The sequence below is a fragment of the Caldalkalibacillus salinus genome (genome assembly GCF_016745835.1).
GTDB lineage: Bacteria > Bacillota > Bacilli > Caldalkalibacillales > JCM-10596 > Caldalkalibacillus_A > Caldalkalibacillus_A salinus.
The window spans coordinates 243,536-260,093 of sequence record NZ_JAERVL010000015.1; the positions used below are offsets into that span (position 1 = coordinate 243,536).

Sequence of the window (16,558 nt, forward strand, 5' to 3'; positions counted from 1 at the left end):
GATCGTTTTAACTGAGCGATCCTTTCAAATCCTTTAATTACGTAACGGTTTCCCTTTCGTTAGCATGTGTTGAATTCGCTGTTGGGTTTTGGGTTCACCACATAAGCTTAAAAATGCTTCACGTTCGAGGTCGAGTAGGTATTGTTCAGATACTTCTGATCGAGCTGGTACGTTCCCGCCGGCTAGCACGTGAGCTAGCTTGTTGGCGATCTTTTTGTCATGATCGCTAATATAGCCTCCTTGATACATGGTGTAGATGGCTAACTGCAAGACAGCTTTACCGTTTTCACCTAGCACTTTGATTTTCTCTTTTGGTGGTGGCGTATAGCCCTCGGCTGTCATTTGGAGGGCAGCTTGCTTAGCCTCGTGTACAAGATAATCACGATTCATCACAACGTCGTCATCCGTCTGGAGTAAGTGTAGACGTTTCGCTTCACTCGCACTTGTAGCCACTTTGGCCATACCGATCGTTTCAAAGAAGTGATTCAGTAACGGCTGGGGGTCGGCCTCTTTGTGATTCTTTGCCCACTGACTGGTTCTCAACGCCGTTTCTTTACAACCCCCGCCACCAGGAATGAGGCCAACACCGACCTCCACTAAGCCATAATATGTCTCTGAAGCGGCAGAGACTTGGTCTGTGGCCATACACACTTCAACACCGCCACCGAGTGTCATTTGGTGTGGGGCTGCGACGACGGGTTTTTCGAAATACTTTAAGCGGAATAAAGTTTGTTGGAATTGTCTAATCATAAAGTCTACTTCTTCCCATTCTTCGTTCTGTGCTTCCATGAGGAGCTGCATGATGTTCGCACCGACACAGAAGTTACGGCCTTCATTGGCAATGACGAGTCCCCGATAATTTTTTCTGACCTCTTCCATACTGTTTTGGATCATCAGTAAGATGTCTGTTCCGATGGCATTATTAGGAGAATGGAATTCCAGGCAGGCCACATCATCCCCGATATCAATCAGACTGGCTCCAGCATTAGATTTAATGACCTGATTTTGCTCTTTGAAATCTTGCAAAGAAAGCTTGTGTGGGTCTTTTTCTAACTTTTTCAGTCCTTCTTGAGCAATGTAAAAAATGTGGCCGTCTTCTTTTTGATAGAAAGTTTGATGGCCTTGTGCGATCCATTCTTTGACCCAGTCCGGCACCGAGAGTCCGTCTTGTGTCATCCGCTCAACGGATGCTTCCAAGCCGATCGCATCCCAGACTTCAAACGGTCCTAGATCCCAGTTAAAGCCCCATTTCATCGCTTGATCAATCTGAGTGATGTCATCGGCGATTTCTCCTCGTTTTTCCGCGGCATAAACGAGTACTTGACTAAGCAGACGCCAAGCAAGTTCAGCATAGCGGTCTCCTTGCTCTAAAAACGCTTTAAGCTTGGGACCTACGCCCTTCACCTGTTTCACTGCTTCTATGGAAGGGGCTTTGATTTTCTGACGAGGGTGGTAGGTGAGGTCTTCGATATGAAGGGTTTTGATCTCACTTCCCTTTTCAGTTTTTACTTTTTGATAAAAGCCTTTTCCACTCTTTTCCCCTATATGGCCTTGTTCTACCATATTTTGTAGAAAGTTGGGCAGTGTAAAGACTTCCTTTTCTTTCTTATCCTCTACATTCCGATGTACGTTATTGGCGACATGTACAAAGGTGTCGATGCCGACCATATCAAGGGTTCGAAAGGTGGCGCTTTTAGGACGCCCCATCACACGGCCACTCACAGCGTCTATCTCATCTACCGTATAGCCGTTTTGTAACTCTTGAAGAGCTGTCATGAGGCCATAGGTGCCAATGCGATTGGCAATAAAGTTAGGCGTATCTTTTGCCGTGACAACGCCTTTTCCGAGTTTCTTTTGACAAAACTGATGCATGAAAGATATGAGTTCTGGGTTTGTTTTTGCATGTGGAATGATTTCTAGTAGCTTCATATATCTAGGGGGGTTAAAGAAATGTGTGCCTAAGAAGTGTTGTTGAAAGGCTTCCGATCGTCCTTCAACCATATCATGGATGGAGATGCCTGATGTGTTCGTACTCACAATGGTACCTGGGCGCCATACGCTTTCAATCTTAGCCAATAAAGTTTGTTTAATGTCGAGTCGTTCCACTACGACCTCGATAATCCAGTCTACGTCCTGAAGGGATGAAAGATGGTCTTCTATATTCCCTGGTGTGATATGCGAGACGAGACTGGGCTCAAATAGAGGGGCTGGCTTCGTCTTTCTTAGCTTGGCTATCGCTTGTGTCGCTAAACGGTTGCGAACGTGAGGGGACTGTAATGTTTCACCCTTCTTTTCCTCGTTTGGTGTTAATGTTTGAGGCACAATGTCGAGTAGTAGGCTCGGTATACCTGCGTTTGCTAGATGGGCAGCGATTGCGGCCCCCATCACGCCAGAGCCTATAACGGCTGCTTTCTTAATTTGTCTTTCCGCCATCTTGATTCTCCTTCCTCTCCTTTGGAATCGTTTTCAAGTCAACCGGCGAAACATAGGATTTATCATACTAGGTTAGGATGATGTCCACCTCCATTTATCTTTATGACCATTTTCAGCGTTATAGTAGGTTAAGGGGGTCTGTCTCGGAATTGCCTCTAATATAGGTTCTCATTGACATTAAGCATTGTAGGGCATAAAATACTTATAACTGAATGAATACTCATTCATTTACGTTTGATTTTATCATAGAGGTGATAGGATGACAAGAACAAAAAGTGGAGAGAAATACCAGCTTATTCTGAGTGCAGCATTAAAAGTTTTTGCAGAAAATGGGTTTTATCAATCACAGGTCTCCAAGATTGCCAAAGAAGCAGGGGTCGCTGATGGCACGATTTATTTATATTTTAAGAATAAAGAAGACCTCCTTATTCAGCTGTTTGCCGAACAATTGGGATCGCTGATTAGTAAAAGTAAACAAAAGATAGATAACGCAAACGATGCCAAAGAAGCGCTGTACATGATATGTGCCACGCACTTCGAAGAGCTTGAACGTCAGATTGACCTCGCTTATGTCACCCAAATTGAGTTAAGACAAAGTTCTATTGAATTAAGAAAAGCGATCGGGCAAACGGTTAAACCATACTTCAAGTTAATAGAAACGGTGATCAGGAGAGGCATAAACGAAGGGATCTTTCGTGCCAATGTGGACCCTAAACTTTATCGATTACTTATCTTTGGTGCGATGGATGAGGTGGTTACATCATGGCTCATTTCAGGGCAAAAATATAGCTTATCTAATCAAGTGGACCAAACGTTGTCCTTCTTACTTGAAGGTGTCAGCACTTAATATACAGATAAAAGGTGTACGTTAAAATGTGACCATTTGAAGCGGTATAGGATATGGAGAAAATAAAATAAAACATTTAGTTGAGGGGACCAAACATTTGATACCCCTCTTTCCTTACTAATGTCACTACAGAAAAAAGGCTGTTTTGAACATCACTCAAACAGCCTTTTGCCGTCTATAAAATCGTCAATCGTTATCATTTATTTATGTTGAGCTTCTTTTCTTTCGTACCGTCTTAATCGTTCACTCAGAACCTTCAATCGATGGAATAACTGCATCTCCCACTCTCGATCTTTTAATTTTTTGGCCACGGAAAGTAGGTCAAGCGCGTGATCAATTTGGGAGCGGAGAACGACAGTCATTGATTGCTCTTCAATATCAATACAGTCGGAAAAAAGGTCGTGTAAATCTTGTACATCCACATAATCTCCAAAGTGGATCTCTGGAGCCTGATCACTTTGGGCGTAATCTGCTAGAATGTCGTAGTCATCTTTGATTTTGGGGTGGACTTCAATGGATTGACAAATGGGACAATAGAGTATCGGTACTTGGTGAATATAAGTATATTGATTCCGAAGTGTACCGATCGTGCCTATCATACTTGCGCCACAGCAAAAGCTCATCTTTTACGCCCTCCTTTGTATTGAATGGTTCTAATATCTTATTCGTGCTGACTTTGATAATTCCTTTTTACAAATAAAAAGTGTGTAAGAGTAAGGATATCACAGGAATTGGAAGTAAACCAGTATTAACTTCTTCCAAATTCATTCCCTCTTTCTTTTACATCTAAACGGCGTTATGTTAGGTCACACCCTTTCCGGACAACGGTTTCCCACACCGATTTAGAACCTATTAGAGTATGTAAGTCTTTCCTTCGTAGGCAAGATCAATTGGTCCTTTAAAATGCTGTCCGGCTTCTTTTACAAGTTCCTCATGTTGACCGAAATGGGGGAGGTGTGTCAGTAAAAGGCTTTGTGTCTCTAAGCGCGCTGCTAGCTGTCCCGCCTCTTCTCCCGTTAAGTGTCCTTGCACCTTACCTTTTTGGGCTCGATAAATAGACGCCTCTGAGATCACTAAATCAGACCCTGGAGCAAAGGAAAGCAGATCCTCATTCCACTCTGTGTCTGCTGTGTATATCATACGACTGTTATCAGTGCTAATGTCCATCGCTAGACAATACACGGGATGTGTCGTCGATATAAACCTTAATTTGAAAGGACCGATTGTAAGCGTTTGCTGATGCCGAATGGGGATACCTTGACAGTAGTCTTGATACGTTAAACGTTGAAATGCGTCCTTGTCTTGGTCGTGGCCATATACGGGCAACACAGTAGACCTGTTGTCTAACTGACTCTGGATCATGGTTGCATATTGTAATGATCGTAGGTCTGCGATATGGTCAGCATGATAATGGGAAAGCACCACGGCATCTAGCTTCATGAGTGGCAGGTACTGCTGTAACCGACTTAACACACCTGAACCACAGTCAACGAGGATACGATAATCGTCTTCTTCAATTAAATAACCGGAAGTGGCCTCCCCCGCTTCGGGATAAGCCCCCCAGTACCCTATAACGGTTAGTTTCATCATTGAGTCTCTCCTTCACTCACTTGTTTAAGGTTTAAATGTCTTAAACAGTAACCTGGTCTTTAATTCGTGACGTGGACCCTCAAGAAATGGGGCATCAAACGCATCAAACGTAATACAAGCCATTAATGTTCGGTAATGGAACGGGTAAAATCGTACGTAGCTGTTCCTTCTCATCAAACCGTAAGGACTGATCAGCTGATACACCCGTTGGATGAAAGAAAAAGGGTATGAGCTGTTCTCGACTCAAATGGATCGTCTTGCCACTTTCAATGAACGATAGCGCTATTAATTGATCATCTAATACCCTTATATCACAGTTTCGTCCTTCACCCTTAGCTTTGACGCTTGACAAAATATAGGGCTGGAGATCTTCAACAAACCGGTGGACGTCCATAATCTTGATGGTTCCTTGATTCGTTTCTATTCTATTATTCGTCTTCAGAGCATAAAGTATGTCCTGCCATTCCGATTCGTACCATGGAATTGGGCATTCTAGAATTCTATTAGGGTGGGCATCAAAAAAGGCCTGAAAAAGTTTGGGGGCATCTGTGGCCTCCCCTCCCCATTCAATGAGGACGGCATTCGCTGGTCCATGAGTGCTTGTGTTTGTATTAGGAGTAGGCACGCCGATCACAACGAAAGATGTGATCTTCCCCGCCGTTTCAGTCACGAACACGTGATGTTCTAGATGCCAACAGCTGGCGTAAGAGGCTGCGTTAAGTAAGCCTTGTAGTTGCTGTACTGAGAGATCGAAGGCGCACCTCCGATGACGGTAGTGGTGCCAAATCGTGAAAAGGTCCTGTGGTTGCATCGTTCGCACTTTTTTCTCATTTTCGTGATGGGGGACTTCTTGTTGCGCCTGTCTTGCACTTGTTAAATATGTCTGCTTATCGCGAGAGAAAGACTGACTTTTTAGTGAAGGGGGCAATGCTGACACAGAAGACTGTAAATCTTCTTGATTCAGAAAGAATCGTCTCACTTCTCCAAAACGTGTACAACCAACATGGGTATACAATGATCGCCAACCAGACACGAGGAGGATAGAAGCCCTTAATGTCTCAACATAGTCCAAAACTTTTTGTAGTATCTGCGAAGCAAGTCCTTGCCCTCTGTACGCGGAGTGTGTACATACCGCACCGATAGATACAGTTCGTAATGACGCACATCCAACATGAATATGAGTTGGTACAACGCCTATGAAAGATACAAGTTTATGATTGGTAAAGTAGCCAAAACAGTGCTGTATATTACTCGGTGAAAATAAATGGGGAAACGCTTTTCCCATGGAACTCTGGTCCTGATCGCGGAAAACCTGATCTGCTAGCCTTATAGCTTGGGGTATGTCCCTTGTCGCTAGTTGCCTCACTCTTTCTGTCATAAAACACCTCTTCCTCACACAAGAATAATGTCACGATGAGAAAAAGCCATCTACACTTGATGTAAATGGCTTCTCGCTTTGCTTATTTGTTTTCGATGCTTAGTCCTGCGATACGAGTTTTGCATATTCGTCCGCGGACATCAATTTTTCTAAGTCAGATTCATTAGTGAGTTCTACTACAATCATCCAACCTTTATCGTAAGAGGATTCGTTTACTAATTCAGGGGCATCTTCAAGTTCCGTGTTCACTTCTACGATTTTCCCGCTGACGGGCGCATATAGCTCTGAAACTGTTTTGACAGACTCAACACTGCCAAAGGATTGGTCTTGTTCAATCTCGTCCTCTTCCTCTGGTAGCTCAACAAATACGATATCCCCTAGTTCAGATTGGGCAAAATCCGTAATGCCTATGTAAGCTTTTTGACCTTCCACGCGAACCCATTCGTGTTCTTCACTGTACTTTAGATCTTTAGGTAAATTCAAGGGTAACCCTCCTATTACAGTAGCATATTCCTATGCAGAATAATGACGTTGATTCAAAATTTATCATACTACTTTCCCCATACGTCTGCAAACACATCTTCTTTAAAACCGATCGTCACATTCTCGTCGTCGGTGACAATCGGGCGTTTGATAAGCATACCGTCAGATGAAAGCAAGTCTAATTGTTCATCCTCAGACATCGTTGGAAGCTTGTCTTTTAGTTCCAGCTCCCTATACTTTTTCCCACTCGTATTAAAAAACTTCTTCAACGCTTGTCCAGATGTCTCCCACAAAGTTTTGAGCATTTCTTTTGGAGGAGGGTGCTCGACAAGGTGTTGAACCTCTACTTCATACCCGTTTTCTTCAAGCCAAGCCTTGGCTTTTCTACAAGAGCTTCACTTCGGATAAAGATAAGCTGTGACTTTTTTCATGTCATAGACCTCCTACTGAACCATTATCATCTATTAGTGAACATTGTAACCCTTTCTATCTTACCCTAAAAGAAGGTTCGAGTTCTAGTATTGAAGTTCTAGTGTTGAAGTGCGGTCAATGTCTATTTGATGTACGGTTAATTCGTTTATCCTAATCATCATCCGTACGGAAGACCTTGGCACCACGAATGTATTCGACATCTTTTCTTCCTTCCCTAGCGTTAACGATGCGAGCCACGGCAAAAAGATAATCTGATAATCTGTTAAGATACTGACGAACAAATGGATTAATCGTCTGTCGTTCTGCTAAGGACACCACTCTTCTTTCCGCTCTTCGCACAACGGTCCGAGCGACATGCAGATGAGCAGCAGCCTGTGTACCTCCGGGCAAAATGAATCGCTGTAGCGAAGGTGCTTCGTCCACGTAAACATCAATCCGCGCTTCAAGACGCTTAATCATGTTCTCATTCACCTTGTACTCATACTTATCTTCAGCGCCTTCCTTCATACTGAGGTCGGAGCCACAATCAAATAATTCGTGTTGTATGTCTTCTAATTCCTTCTTTAACTCTTCTTCAGCCTCATTGAGAGTAGATACAGCGACACCAACGATACTATTCGCTTCATCCACTGTTCCGTAAGCTTCAACCTGCAAGTCATCTTTGGACACCCTGCCTCCAATGATACTCGTTTGGCCCTTATCTCCCGTTTTGGTGTAGATTTTCATATCGACAACCTCCTTTACATCATATGTATTCTCACTGCTATGTCCCGTTTCCTTTCAATTGTTTGTATAGCCCGTGCCATACGTAGAGGACACGTTCAGACAATTGAGTGGCATCTTGGAGTAACCAACCGCATAAATCACGAAGGTCTCGATCAGACTTGTCCATGGGCACTACCCCTCTTCCCATTTCAAGCATAATAAGGATAACATGGTCACCGACATCACGCCTGTCCTTATGAGCGTGACATGCTCTTCTTTCCTGCTCCACATGCGCTAAAGCCTGGAGATGGTTTTGCATACGTTCTCTGAGCTCATCTATAGACTGGCCTTTATGGAGGGCCTGCTTAAGCCAACGTTCCCACCCCTCAATCACGATCGTGTCAGTCTTAACCCATACGTCACGCCAGCGTTCAAGCCTATGTCCTTCATAAGCACTGATCCACTCGCACCTATTATGATTCATTTGCGACCTTACAATCTTGCGCTTGCCTGCGTAGGCACCGCCGACCACGAGTAGCACTGCCATTCCCCCTCTTCTAGCCCAAGCCTTAGTCTTATGGCAGAGCCGTGTTGCACTTGCCACTCCCAGAATGATTTTTCCTTCACCATGGCGGACAGTATGGCTCGGATGACACCTCCATGTGTCACAACGAGGACACGAGAAAGATCGTTCGGTGCCTGTGGAATATGATCAGTCAAACAGTCTGATAAAAAAGATTGAACACGGGAAAGAAATTGATGTCCGGTCTCTCCCTGGGGAGGGCTGTAAGCTTCCCAGTCCGAAAGCCAGGATTGATAGTGCTGATTCTCTTTCAACTGTTCATACGTTAAACCTTCCCATAGACCAAAGTTTAATTCTCGTAAACGTTGGTCGACATGATAAGATTGGTAAGGTAGGAGATGCTGTACCGTTTGGACACAACGCCTGAGATCACTCGTATAACAAACATCGAAAGAAAGCGGGTGTAGGGCATCTTTTAGCATGGAGATTTCATTGATGTGAGTTGCACTTATATCTATATCTGTATGTCCAAGATATCGCTTTTGCTTATTCCATTCGGTTAGACCATGACGAACCAAATATAAATCCAACTGAGTAGTAAGCCCCATACTTCCCCTCCTTCCACACTGGCACCAATAACATCTCCGCCTATACCGCCTAAAGCACGGTTAAGATAGGAGCCAAAAACGAAAAAATAGACCGTCATTCCAGCAGTTAAAAATAAAATATATGGCCATAAAGTATGAACCATTGCAGTGCATACACAAAGGATGAGGAAGGGAATGATGAACCAACTTAAATCTTTTAGCTGTAAACCTCTCTTCCATTCCCAAGCCAAACCTTCCTCCTTATACACCGGTAAAAATAATAAGAGTAAGGCACCACCTAACCGACTGATAAAAGGGATGAGGATGAAGATTAACAAGAAGCCTGCTTGATTAAGAACATCCTGGGTCTCCCATAATGTTAGAAGCAGATAAAGTAAACTTCCTTTCCAGGCGAGCAAGAAGAAGACGGATAGGACAGCGAAACTCCCGACTTGGGGCTCCTCCATAATACGCCATTTCTTTTCTAAAGGCGCCTGTGACCCAAGGGCGTCTGAGACATCTAGCCACCCGTCTAAATGAAGACCTCCCGTCAGACCTACCCACACTGTCAAAAGAAGCAAAGTAAGAAACAGCGATGGTACATGGGGCATGAACACAGATGCCAGGAGTACAACGAACAAACCAATCACTGCACCTACCCAAGGGAAAAAGCGCAAAGCCCATACTTTCACTTGTTCATGCCATGGTGCTTGGAGGGGGACCGGTATACGAGAAAAAAACTGTAAGCTTAGGACCAGCCCATAAAACATACTTTTTAACATAATGGCTCTCCTTCCCAATCGGCTTTCCATACGTGGGGTAGACCCCCAACGACTTGCAACACGTACGTTGCCTTGTTCACCAGTATTTGATGGAGCATTTGAAGAATATGAACATATTGGTGGACCATATCGTTATCAATGATCAAGTCCTCATTTATATCGTTAGACACAATGATCAGTTCAATAGCACGAGTTGAAGCCACACTCAGCCAATGCTCTACTTCTCTTAGCACCGCTTCAAAGTGATAGTTCCGATTGAATAACGCGTCGTCTAACCATGTCGTTAAGCAATCTAGCAGTACGACGGTATGCATCGGTCGTTTTTCTAGTACATTTGACACGTGAGTCGATTCGATGGTTTGCCACTCGCTTCCTCTACGATGTTGGTGATGGCGTATACGCTGATCCATCTCTTCATCTATACGTTTTCCTGTCGCCAAGTAGACAAGACCTGATGACTGTTGTGGCCCTACCGCGCTTTGCTGTGCTTTGCCCCAAGCGATTGACTCAGCCACTGCACTCTTTCCAGATCTTGCCCCTCCTGAAATGAACGTCACCACTCGTGTCTCCTCCATTTCTCCAATGCGTGAATTAACGCCACATTATTTGATCGCTCGCTCACAGCAAAACGTAACGCCCGACCTTTAATGCCTGGGAAATAATGTGTGTGCCGAGCTAATATCCCCTGAGATAGTAAGGATTCAAACAAGTCCATCATTAAGTGGTGCTCATTCCTATGCGCTAAGCTCGGGGATATCTCTTGGTAAGCTTGCGATTCCCTGAGCAAGAAGAAGTTAGGATGAAACGGCGTCACATCAAACGCCAGTGCCTCTAATTTTGTTTGCAGGTAGGCTCTTTCCTCTGCTAACCACTGCCGCGTTCGCGCTATGAAAGTATGTTGCTGTAGTAAGAACGGAATAAGTTCCGCCGCTATCGCATTGACTGTCCAAGGAATCTGTTGACTCTTGATGCTCTGGATGATTTCAGGTGATCCTAATATGTACCCCATTCTTAAGCCTGGAACGCTAAATATCTTCGTCATAGATCGAAGGAGTATCAGATGGGAATGTCTTTTCAGCCAAGCGGTTAAGGCTTCCTCTTTAGGTAAGAAGTCTATAAACGCTTCATCAACTACAATGGTCGTCTGCGTTTTTGAAGCTGCTTGAATAAGGGTATCCATTTGATGTTGTGGGATCAGTGTGCCCGTAGGATTATTAGGTCGACATACAAGAACAACGTCAACTTCTTGTAGCTGTGACACAACCTCTTCTAAAGGAAATGAAAAGTGAGCGTGGCTATCTAAAAACGAATAAGTGTATGTCAATTGGTACGCTTGACAGGCTCTTTCATACTCAGAAAACGTGGGTTGGATAATCGTCGCTTTCTTACCCTTGAACATGGCTAGGACATTAAAGATCGCTTCCGCTCCACCATTCGTGAGACAAACATGACTGGCATCGACACCAGCGTCCGCTGCAACCGCTTCAATGGCCTTGTCATAATTCGGATCTGGATAGGTCACGACTTTTTCAAACGCTTGCTCGTATACTTCTTTTGTCCCTGGTGGGGGCCCTAGAGGGTTAATGTTTGCGCTAAAATCAATATGTACATCCGTTTGCTTGTCAGGAAACAAAGCTTGTATCTGTGCAGGCTGTCCACCATGATTAGGCCATTCCATACCTCTCACGCTTCTTTCTATTATTGAAATTGTGTCATTCAGTTAATCCATACACTAACCACTAAAACAAGCAGCAAAACAAAAACAGTCCACCCACCATGCATGATACGAACAGCGTAGATAATATCTCTCTGATGTAGTAACCGTGTCATGTCGCCTAATGTCGCACAATGCGATACCCTTCCTTGGTACGTGTTTCTCCCCCCTAATTGAATGCCAAGTAAGCCAGCGGTCATCGCTTCCGACCAGCCACTATTGGGACTAGGATGTTTTTTGGCATCACGTAATGTGATGGCGATACCGCGCCTTACTGATAATGAGGGCGTGACAATAAAAGCGGATAGGGCCATACTTAACGCCGTTAATCTTGCAGGTAACCAATTAAGGATGTCGTCTAGTTTAGCCGAGGCCCAGCCGAACGCTTGATAGCGATTATTTTTATAGCCCACCATGGAGTCAAGTGTATTAACCGCACGGTAGGCCATCGCAAGTGGAGCGCCCCCTAAAAAGGCAAATAATAGAGGAGCGGTAATACCGTCTACCGTGTTTTCCGCTACACTTTCAACCGTCCCACGGACAACTTCAGGCTCATCTAGGTTATCTGTGTCTCTTCCTACAATCATGCCCAACGTTTGACGTGCTTGGGGTAAATCCCCTTTTTTCAAATGAGTATGGATCTTAAGGGCCATCTCTTTTAACCCTTTGATTGCAATCGTGGTTGCAATAAGTAACGTCTCCACCACTGCCCCCACGACAACATGTAACTGATGGGCTAAGTAGACCACGACAAAGGTCGTGACAAAACACCCCACAACGACCACGAGTGTAAGGCCTACCCCTTTCATCCTGCGATGCGAGCCTTTGTTCCACTTCTTGTCAAGTAAAGCAATCCCCCTCCCTATACCGACAACGGGGTGAGGCAGTCGTTTGGGGTCACCAATGATGAGGTCTAACCCAATGGCCGCCATGACAATGGCCATCATAATCATAGGTGATGAACTTATGATCATCATAGCTAACTCCTGTTCTGTCTACGCTTATATTTCTGTATGGCGACGGTGGTCGCTTCGTAAACTAACTGCCCAATCCCTCTCCCTAACGGCGTTCCGGAACCTGCATAGGGCGTCGCTGGGCCTTCTTGTGTGGCAGCGATACACATGCTGTCTGTAGACGTCCCGGTTGCGGGGGTATGTGTATGTGGGTCATGCACACCCTGGTCAATAACAGCTTTTGTTTTGGCTTCTGATGCTGACATCATGGCATTGACAAAGGCACCGTCCGTTAAGTGTGTGTCGCAACATATAAACGTGTTAATTGTGCCTACCTGTGACTGTGGGGCGTGGGCTCGTTTAGAAGTGATGTCAACAGCGTTACCAACCCCGGCGGTGACAAGGGCTAAATAAGCGATTCCCTCAATCTCTTGTTCTAGAACGACGACATCTTGAAGTTGAACGGCGGTCATCATACCAACGGTGTCTTCCACAGGCCATTGTCTTGCCCTTATCCACTGCTGGATATCCGCTACAGGATCAGTACAATCATAGTCCATAGGCACGTGAAAGTTGCATAAATGACGAATCCATTGTAAGCCACTACCCGTCACACCATTAGAGATCGTGCGAACGGGGGCTTTAAAGTGGACATGGACGCACTCGTCACTTTGGCTAACATGATAAAAGTGGCGGAAGTGTGTCTCTCTTCCATTTGATTTTCTAGGAGGCGTGAGCATGAATTGCGGGTGTGGCCATTGTGGATGTGAGAAAGACGACACCTTAACGTCGTATGTCTCTTCTAGGCTTTTCTCCCTTTTTAACTTATGAACAGGTCCGACCTCTTTTAGTTGACCTGCTTTTAATAACCCTACTCGGTCAGAGTAAAGCGCAGCAGTATTGAGATCATGTAGGATAGCGAATACGGTTAACCCTTTTTGGCGTTGCCACTCTTTCAAGAGTTGCAGAACGTGAAAGGTATGATGAATATCTAGGTGGTTGGTCGGCTCATCTAGTAAGACGATCTCGGGCTCTTGCACAAGGGCCTTGGCAAGCAAAACCCGTTGTTTCTCCCCCCCACTCAAAAGTGAGAACCTCTTTTTCTTATATTGAGACGTTTGAGTCAGATTCAATACTTCTTCTATGACCTGGTTGTCTTTTTTTGTCAAGCTAGGAAACCATCCGCTGAGATAAGGGTAACGCCCAAGCGAAACAATTTCTTCTACCGTATAGTCAAAAGCGTGCGTTTGCTCTTGGGTAAGGACGGAGATAAGGCGTGCTTTTTCCTTTTTACTGTAGGACTCTAAAGGTTTACGAGCTAACGTCACACTGCCTTCCGTTACGGATAGTGCACCCGTAAGTAGCTTGAACAACGTCGTTTTCCCGCTCCCATTAGGTCCTAAGAGCGTAAAGAATTCACCCTTCATAATATCTAATGTCACATTTTTTAAGATGGGGGTGTGGTCATAGCCACCCGTTAAACGGTCTATTTTTAATATGGCGTCACTCATGATTTGTCCTCACCACTTTCTCCCGATAGAGTAATAGCGCAAAAACGGGAGCCCCTATCAGAGCTGTAATTACGCCGATGGGTAACTCTTGTGGGGCGATAACCGTCCTAGATATAAGATCCGCTAGCGTTAAGAAAGAGGCGCCTACCAACAAGGATAAGGGTAAAACATGCTTATGATTGGGTCCTACGACGAGACGTACCAGGTGAGGAATGACGAGTCCGACAAAGCCAATCATACCCGAAACGGCCACACAAGCACCTGTCAATAGAGCAGCCCCCAATAGAATCCAGCGCTTCTTCTCCTGGACAGCAACCCCGATATTTTGAGCTGCTTCCTCACCCATAGATAATGCGTTAAGCTCACGTGTGTGCATGAGCAACAGAACGGTCCCCACGATAAAAAAAGGAAACACCAGTTGGACATAGGGCCATTTTCTCATCCCTAAATTCCCCATTAACCAGAATAAAATCTGCCGTAATTCCTCTCCACTAAGAGCGATCACTAAGGCGATAATCGCACTGATAAAAGAACTCATAATAATACCGGCCAAAATAAGGGTCTCTACACTTAGAGTCGGACTCACGAACCGCGTCAATCCGTAAACGAGCATTAAAGCAAGTAGCCCACCTACAATGGCCACAACGGGCAAGGTGAATGTGCCCAGTCCAAATAATGTGAACTGGAAAAAGAGCACACTCACAGCTCCTAGTGCAGCCCCAGAAGATACACCTATCGTGTAGGGGTCTGCAAGTGGGTTACGTAACAACCCTTGGAACGCTGCGCCGGCTAAAGCTAACGCTGCGCCAACGATCGTTGCTAGCAACACACGAGGCAAGCGTATATCCCAGATGATAGCTTCTACATTTGCCGGTACAGGCGTTGCACTCGACACCCCTAGTAACTTGCTATCTAACACTTGTAGAATCATCGGGATGGGGATATAGACACTACTCACAGATAAACCAAGAAGGGCTGTACCTAGTACAAACCCTCCACAAAATAAATACAACCCTATAAGCTTATTCGCCGAATACTTCTGGATAAATGATTGTTGCAAGTGTTTCCACCCCGTCAACCAAACGCGGTCCTGGTCTCGTTACCGTGTCGTTGTCTACATCATAAACACGTTCATTTTCTATCGCAGGAATGTGAGCCCAACCTTCTCGGCCAAGCACTTCTTCCTTGGGTTGTTCAACATAGTAACCATAAGTTGTGACAATTACATCGGGATTTAACTCTACAATTTCTTCTTCTGTTAGATTTGGCCAGCCTTCTAAATGTCCAGCTGCGTTTTCAGCGTTGATATACTCTAGCATTTCGTGAATAAATGTACCGCTACCGCTTGTAAATATATCTGGCGCAGGTGAAATCTCCACCCACACTCGTGCTTCTTCATCAATGCTATCAGCTTTTTCAGTGATAGACGTCAACTTCTCTTTCATGTTATCGACGACTTCTTCCGCACGTTCAACCGTTCCAGTCGCCTGCGCAATAAGTTCGATACTCTCATACGCTTCTTCAAAAGAGCTAGCGTCTGCCACAACGAGTACATTGATCCCAGCTTCTCTGAATGTGTCTAAGACATCCGGAGATTGATTATGTAAATGTTCTGAAGCCAGCAAAAGGTCTGGTGCCATCATCAATACTGTCTCTTCATCGACATCCATGTCTCCAACTTTGTCAACGTCTAGGGCTTCCTCAGGATAATTGCACCATTCTGAGACCCCAATCATTTTGTCGCCTAAGCCTAGAGCGTACGCAATCTCTGTATTACTAGGCAATGTGGATACAATCGTCTGTGGCTCTTCTTCCAATGTCAGCTCGTTACCGACACCATCCGTCATTGTAAGTGGATAACCAACGTCTTGAGACCCACCTGTCTCTGTTTGTTCTTCCTCTTGTCCTTCTTCCTGGGATGTGCCTTCTAAATCACTGGCTACATCTTCTGCACCACAACCTGTCATCATAAGGGCGAATGATAATAATAATGCTAGGAACAAACCTTTTGCTTGCCCATGTTTACCTAATACTCTTGCCATTGTCTTCACTCCTTCAGTAGTCTATCATTCTAGTTCACTAAGACATCGCTTGATGTTGACGCACACAAAAAAACACCTTTCCATTCAGGAGGAAAAGGCGTGAGCTCATAAAGGGATTGAAAGACCTTATCTGTACTTATAGACCATCATAAAGTGAGGTCTATGCTATTAAGAGATAAAAAAGGTCCACCGTTCTCTTTAAGCTTCCTTTTCCCCGAAGGAACTTAAATCTCCCCCATATAGGCAGGTCTCCTGACTTACGCTTCCATGCGCCATCCTCCCCTTCCCGTGCAACGCACAGTGGGTCATGAGGAACGCTCAGCGAATACAGTGGCGGGACCGTGCTGGATTCTCACCAGTCTTCCCTTTTCACCTTATAGTGTTGATACAGGTTCAGCAGTATTCTGCCCAAAAATGTTAAACGCTATAAGGAACCTATAGGGTCTATCTTATGTTTATGAATAAACGCGACATACTCGTTCGCTGCGTCTTTTTGTGTACTCTCATTATACTCGAAACGAATAAGGAATGTAAATCTATTATAACGTTGATATATCCTTCTACTTCCTTAATTGTAT

At 44.7% G+C, this 16,558-nt stretch carries 17 protein-coding genes and 1 riboswitch; of the genes, 1 reads left to right on the forward strand and 16 read right to left on the reverse strand.

The window, feature by feature from the left end; translation table 11 throughout:
• Positions 1-33: 33 nt before the first annotated feature.
• On the reverse strand, positions 34-2,433 hold the full coding sequence (locus JKM87_RS10755) for a 3-hydroxyacyl-CoA dehydrogenase/enoyl-CoA hydratase family protein (RefSeq protein ID WP_202080350.1): 2,400 nt from the start codon (positions 2,431-2,433) through the stop codon (positions 34-36).
• A gap of 259 nt (positions 2,434-2,692) precedes the next feature.
• Between JKM87_RS10755 and JKM87_RS10760 the strand changes: the two genes are divergently transcribed.
• A complete protein-coding gene (locus JKM87_RS10760; RefSeq protein WP_202080351.1) occupies positions 2,693-3,280 on the forward strand; it encodes a TetR/AcrR family transcriptional regulator in 588 nt (195 codons plus the stop codon).
• Positions 3,281-3,480: 200 nt separating this feature from the next.
• On the opposite strand, the gene JKM87_RS10765 is transcribed toward JKM87_RS10760, so the two are convergent.
• The 15 genes from JKM87_RS10765 to JKM87_RS10835 all read right to left on the reverse strand — a co-directional run bounded on the left by JKM87_RS10765 (position 3,481) and on the right by JKM87_RS10835 (position 15,980).
• The gene (locus tag JKM87_RS10765) at positions 3,481-3,903 is read right to left on the reverse strand and encodes a hypothetical protein (protein WP_202080352.1); all 423 of its coding nucleotides are present in this window, start codon (positions 3,901-3,903) and stop codon (positions 3,481-3,483) included.
• Positions 3,904-4,132: 229 nt separating this feature from the next.
• On the reverse strand, positions 4,133-4,867 hold the full coding sequence (locus tag JKM87_RS10770; RefSeq protein ID WP_202080353.1) for an MBL fold metallo-hydrolase: 735 nt from the start codon (positions 4,865-4,867) through the stop codon (positions 4,133-4,135).
• A gap of 106 nt (positions 4,868-4,973) precedes the next feature.
• Positions 4,974-6,248, reverse strand: coding sequence for a GNAT family N-acetyltransferase (locus JKM87_RS10775; RefSeq protein ID WP_202080354.1), 1,275 nt, complete (start codon positions 6,246-6,248; stop codon positions 4,974-4,976).
• Positions 6,249-6,347: 99 nt separating this feature from the next.
• Positions 6,348-6,731 (reverse strand): glycine cleavage system protein GcvH, encoded by a 384-nt coding sequence (gcvH, locus tag JKM87_RS10780; RefSeq protein WP_202080355.1) that lies wholly within the window; start codon positions 6,729-6,731, stop codon positions 6,348-6,350.
• 68 nt (positions 6,732-6,799) lie between these two features.
• Positions 6,800-7,162 carry an arsenate reductase family protein gene (locus tag JKM87_RS10785; protein ID WP_202080356.1) on the reverse strand — a complete coding sequence of 121 codons (363 nt, stop codon included), beginning with the start codon at positions 7,160-7,162 and terminating at the stop codon, positions 6,800-6,802.
• A 151-nt stretch (positions 7,163-7,313) separates the two neighbouring features.
• Complete coding sequence (locus JKM87_RS10790) at positions 7,314-7,889, reverse strand: cob(I)yrinic acid a,c-diamide adenosyltransferase (RefSeq protein ID WP_202080357.1); 576 nt, start codon at positions 7,887-7,889, stop codon at positions 7,314-7,316.
• A gap of 37 nt (positions 7,890-7,926) precedes the next feature.
• Positions 7,927-8,409, reverse strand: a complete 483-nt coding sequence (locus JKM87_RS10795; protein ID WP_202080358.1) for a bifunctional adenosylcobinamide kinase/adenosylcobinamide-phosphate guanylyltransferase — start codon at positions 8,407-8,409, stop codon at positions 7,927-7,929.
• Positions 8,361-8,999 carry a histidine phosphatase family protein gene (locus JKM87_RS10800; protein WP_202080359.1) on the reverse strand — a complete coding sequence of 213 codons (639 nt, stop codon included), beginning with the start codon at positions 8,997-8,999 and terminating at the stop codon, positions 8,361-8,363. The genes JKM87_RS10795 and JKM87_RS10800 overlap by 49 nt, the downstream gene beginning before the upstream one ends.
• The gene (locus tag JKM87_RS10805) at positions 8,951-9,760 is read right to left on the reverse strand and encodes an adenosylcobinamide-GDP ribazoletransferase (RefSeq protein WP_202080360.1); all 810 of its coding nucleotides are present in this window, start codon (positions 9,758-9,760) and stop codon (positions 8,951-8,953) included. The genes JKM87_RS10800 and JKM87_RS10805 overlap by 49 nt, the downstream gene beginning before the upstream one ends.
• The gene (locus JKM87_RS10810; protein ID WP_202080361.1) at positions 9,754-10,317 is read right to left on the reverse strand and encodes a bifunctional adenosylcobinamide kinase/adenosylcobinamide-phosphate guanylyltransferase; all 564 of its coding nucleotides are present in this window, start codon (positions 10,315-10,317) and stop codon (positions 9,754-9,756) included. Before JKM87_RS10810 ends, JKM87_RS10805 begins: the two co-directional genes overlap by 7 nt.
• Positions 10,314-11,438 carry a threonine-phosphate decarboxylase CobD gene (cobD, locus tag JKM87_RS10815; protein WP_202080362.1) on the reverse strand — a complete coding sequence of 375 codons (1,125 nt, stop codon included), beginning with the start codon at positions 11,436-11,438 and terminating at the stop codon, positions 10,314-10,316. The genes JKM87_RS10810 and cobD overlap by 4 nt, the downstream gene beginning before the upstream one ends.
• Before the next feature lie 38 nt (positions 11,439-11,476).
• Complete coding sequence (gene cbiB, locus JKM87_RS10820; RefSeq protein ID WP_236838749.1) at positions 11,477-12,448, reverse strand: adenosylcobinamide-phosphate synthase CbiB; 972 nt, start codon at positions 12,446-12,448, stop codon at positions 11,477-11,479.
• 5 nt (positions 12,449-12,453) lie between these two features.
• Positions 12,454-13,938, reverse strand: coding sequence for an adenosylcobinamide amidohydrolase (locus JKM87_RS10825; RefSeq protein ID WP_236838750.1), 1,485 nt, complete (start codon positions 13,936-13,938; stop codon positions 12,454-12,456).
• Positions 13,931-14,998 carry a FecCD family ABC transporter permease gene (locus JKM87_RS10830; protein ID WP_202080363.1) on the reverse strand — a complete coding sequence of 356 codons (1,068 nt, stop codon included), beginning with the start codon at positions 14,996-14,998 and terminating at the stop codon, positions 13,931-13,933. Before JKM87_RS10830 ends, JKM87_RS10825 begins: the two co-directional genes overlap by 8 nt.
• Positions 14,961-15,980, reverse strand: coding sequence for an ABC transporter substrate-binding protein (locus JKM87_RS10835; protein WP_202080364.1), 1,020 nt, complete (start codon positions 15,978-15,980; stop codon positions 14,961-14,963). The genes JKM87_RS10830 and JKM87_RS10835 overlap by 38 nt, the downstream gene beginning before the upstream one ends.
• A 225-nt stretch (positions 15,981-16,205) precedes the next feature.
• A riboswitch (cobalamin riboswitch) is annotated at positions 16,206-16,396 on the reverse strand.
• Positions 16,397-16,558 lie beyond the last annotated feature (162 nt).

Excerpts from the sequence above, each read along its gene's own strand:
- JKM87_RS10755 (WP_202080350.1), bottom strand. The coding sequence starts at position 2,433 with ATGGCGGAAAGACAAATTAAGAAAGCAGCCGTTATAGGCTCTGGCGTG.
- JKM87_RS10760 (WP_202080351.1), top strand. The coding sequence starts at position 2,693 with ATGACAAGAACAAAAAGTGGAGAGAAATACCAGCTTATTCTGAGTGCA.
- JKM87_RS10765 (WP_202080352.1), bottom strand. The coding sequence starts at position 3,903 with ATGAGCTTTTGCTGTGGCGCAAGTATGATAGGCACGATCGGTACACTT.
- JKM87_RS10770 (WP_202080353.1), bottom strand. The coding sequence starts at position 4,867 with ATGAAACTAACCGTTATAGGGTACTGGGGGGCTTATCCCGAAGCGGGG.
- JKM87_RS10775 (WP_202080354.1), bottom strand. The coding sequence starts at position 6,248 with ATGACAGAAAGAGTGAGGCAACTAGCGACAAGGGACATACCCCAAGCT.
- JKM87_RS10790 (WP_202080357.1), bottom strand. The coding sequence starts at position 7,889 with ATGAAAATCTACACCAAAACGGGAGATAAGGGCCAAACGAGTATCATT.
- JKM87_RS10800 (WP_202080359.1), bottom strand. The coding sequence starts at position 8,999 with ATGGGGCTTACTACTCAGTTGGATTTATATTTGGTTCGTCATGGTCTA.
- JKM87_RS10805 (WP_202080360.1), bottom strand. The coding sequence starts at position 9,760 with ATGTTAAAAAGTATGTTTTATGGGCTGGTCCTAAGCTTACAGTTTTTT.
- cobD (WP_202080362.1), bottom strand. The coding sequence starts at position 11,438 with ATGGAATGGCCTAATCATGGTGGACAGCCTGCACAGATACAAGCTTTG.
- cbiB (WP_236838749.1), bottom strand. The coding sequence starts at position 12,448 with ATGATCATAAGTTCATCACCTATGATTATGATGGCCATTGTCATGGCG.
- JKM87_RS10825 (WP_236838750.1), bottom strand. The coding sequence starts at position 13,938 with ATGAGTGACGCCATATTAAAAATAGACCGTTTAACGGGTGGCTATGAC.
- JKM87_RS10835 (WP_202080364.1), bottom strand. The coding sequence starts at position 15,980 with ATGGCAAGAGTATTAGGTAAACATGGGCAAGCAAAAGGTTTGTTCCTA.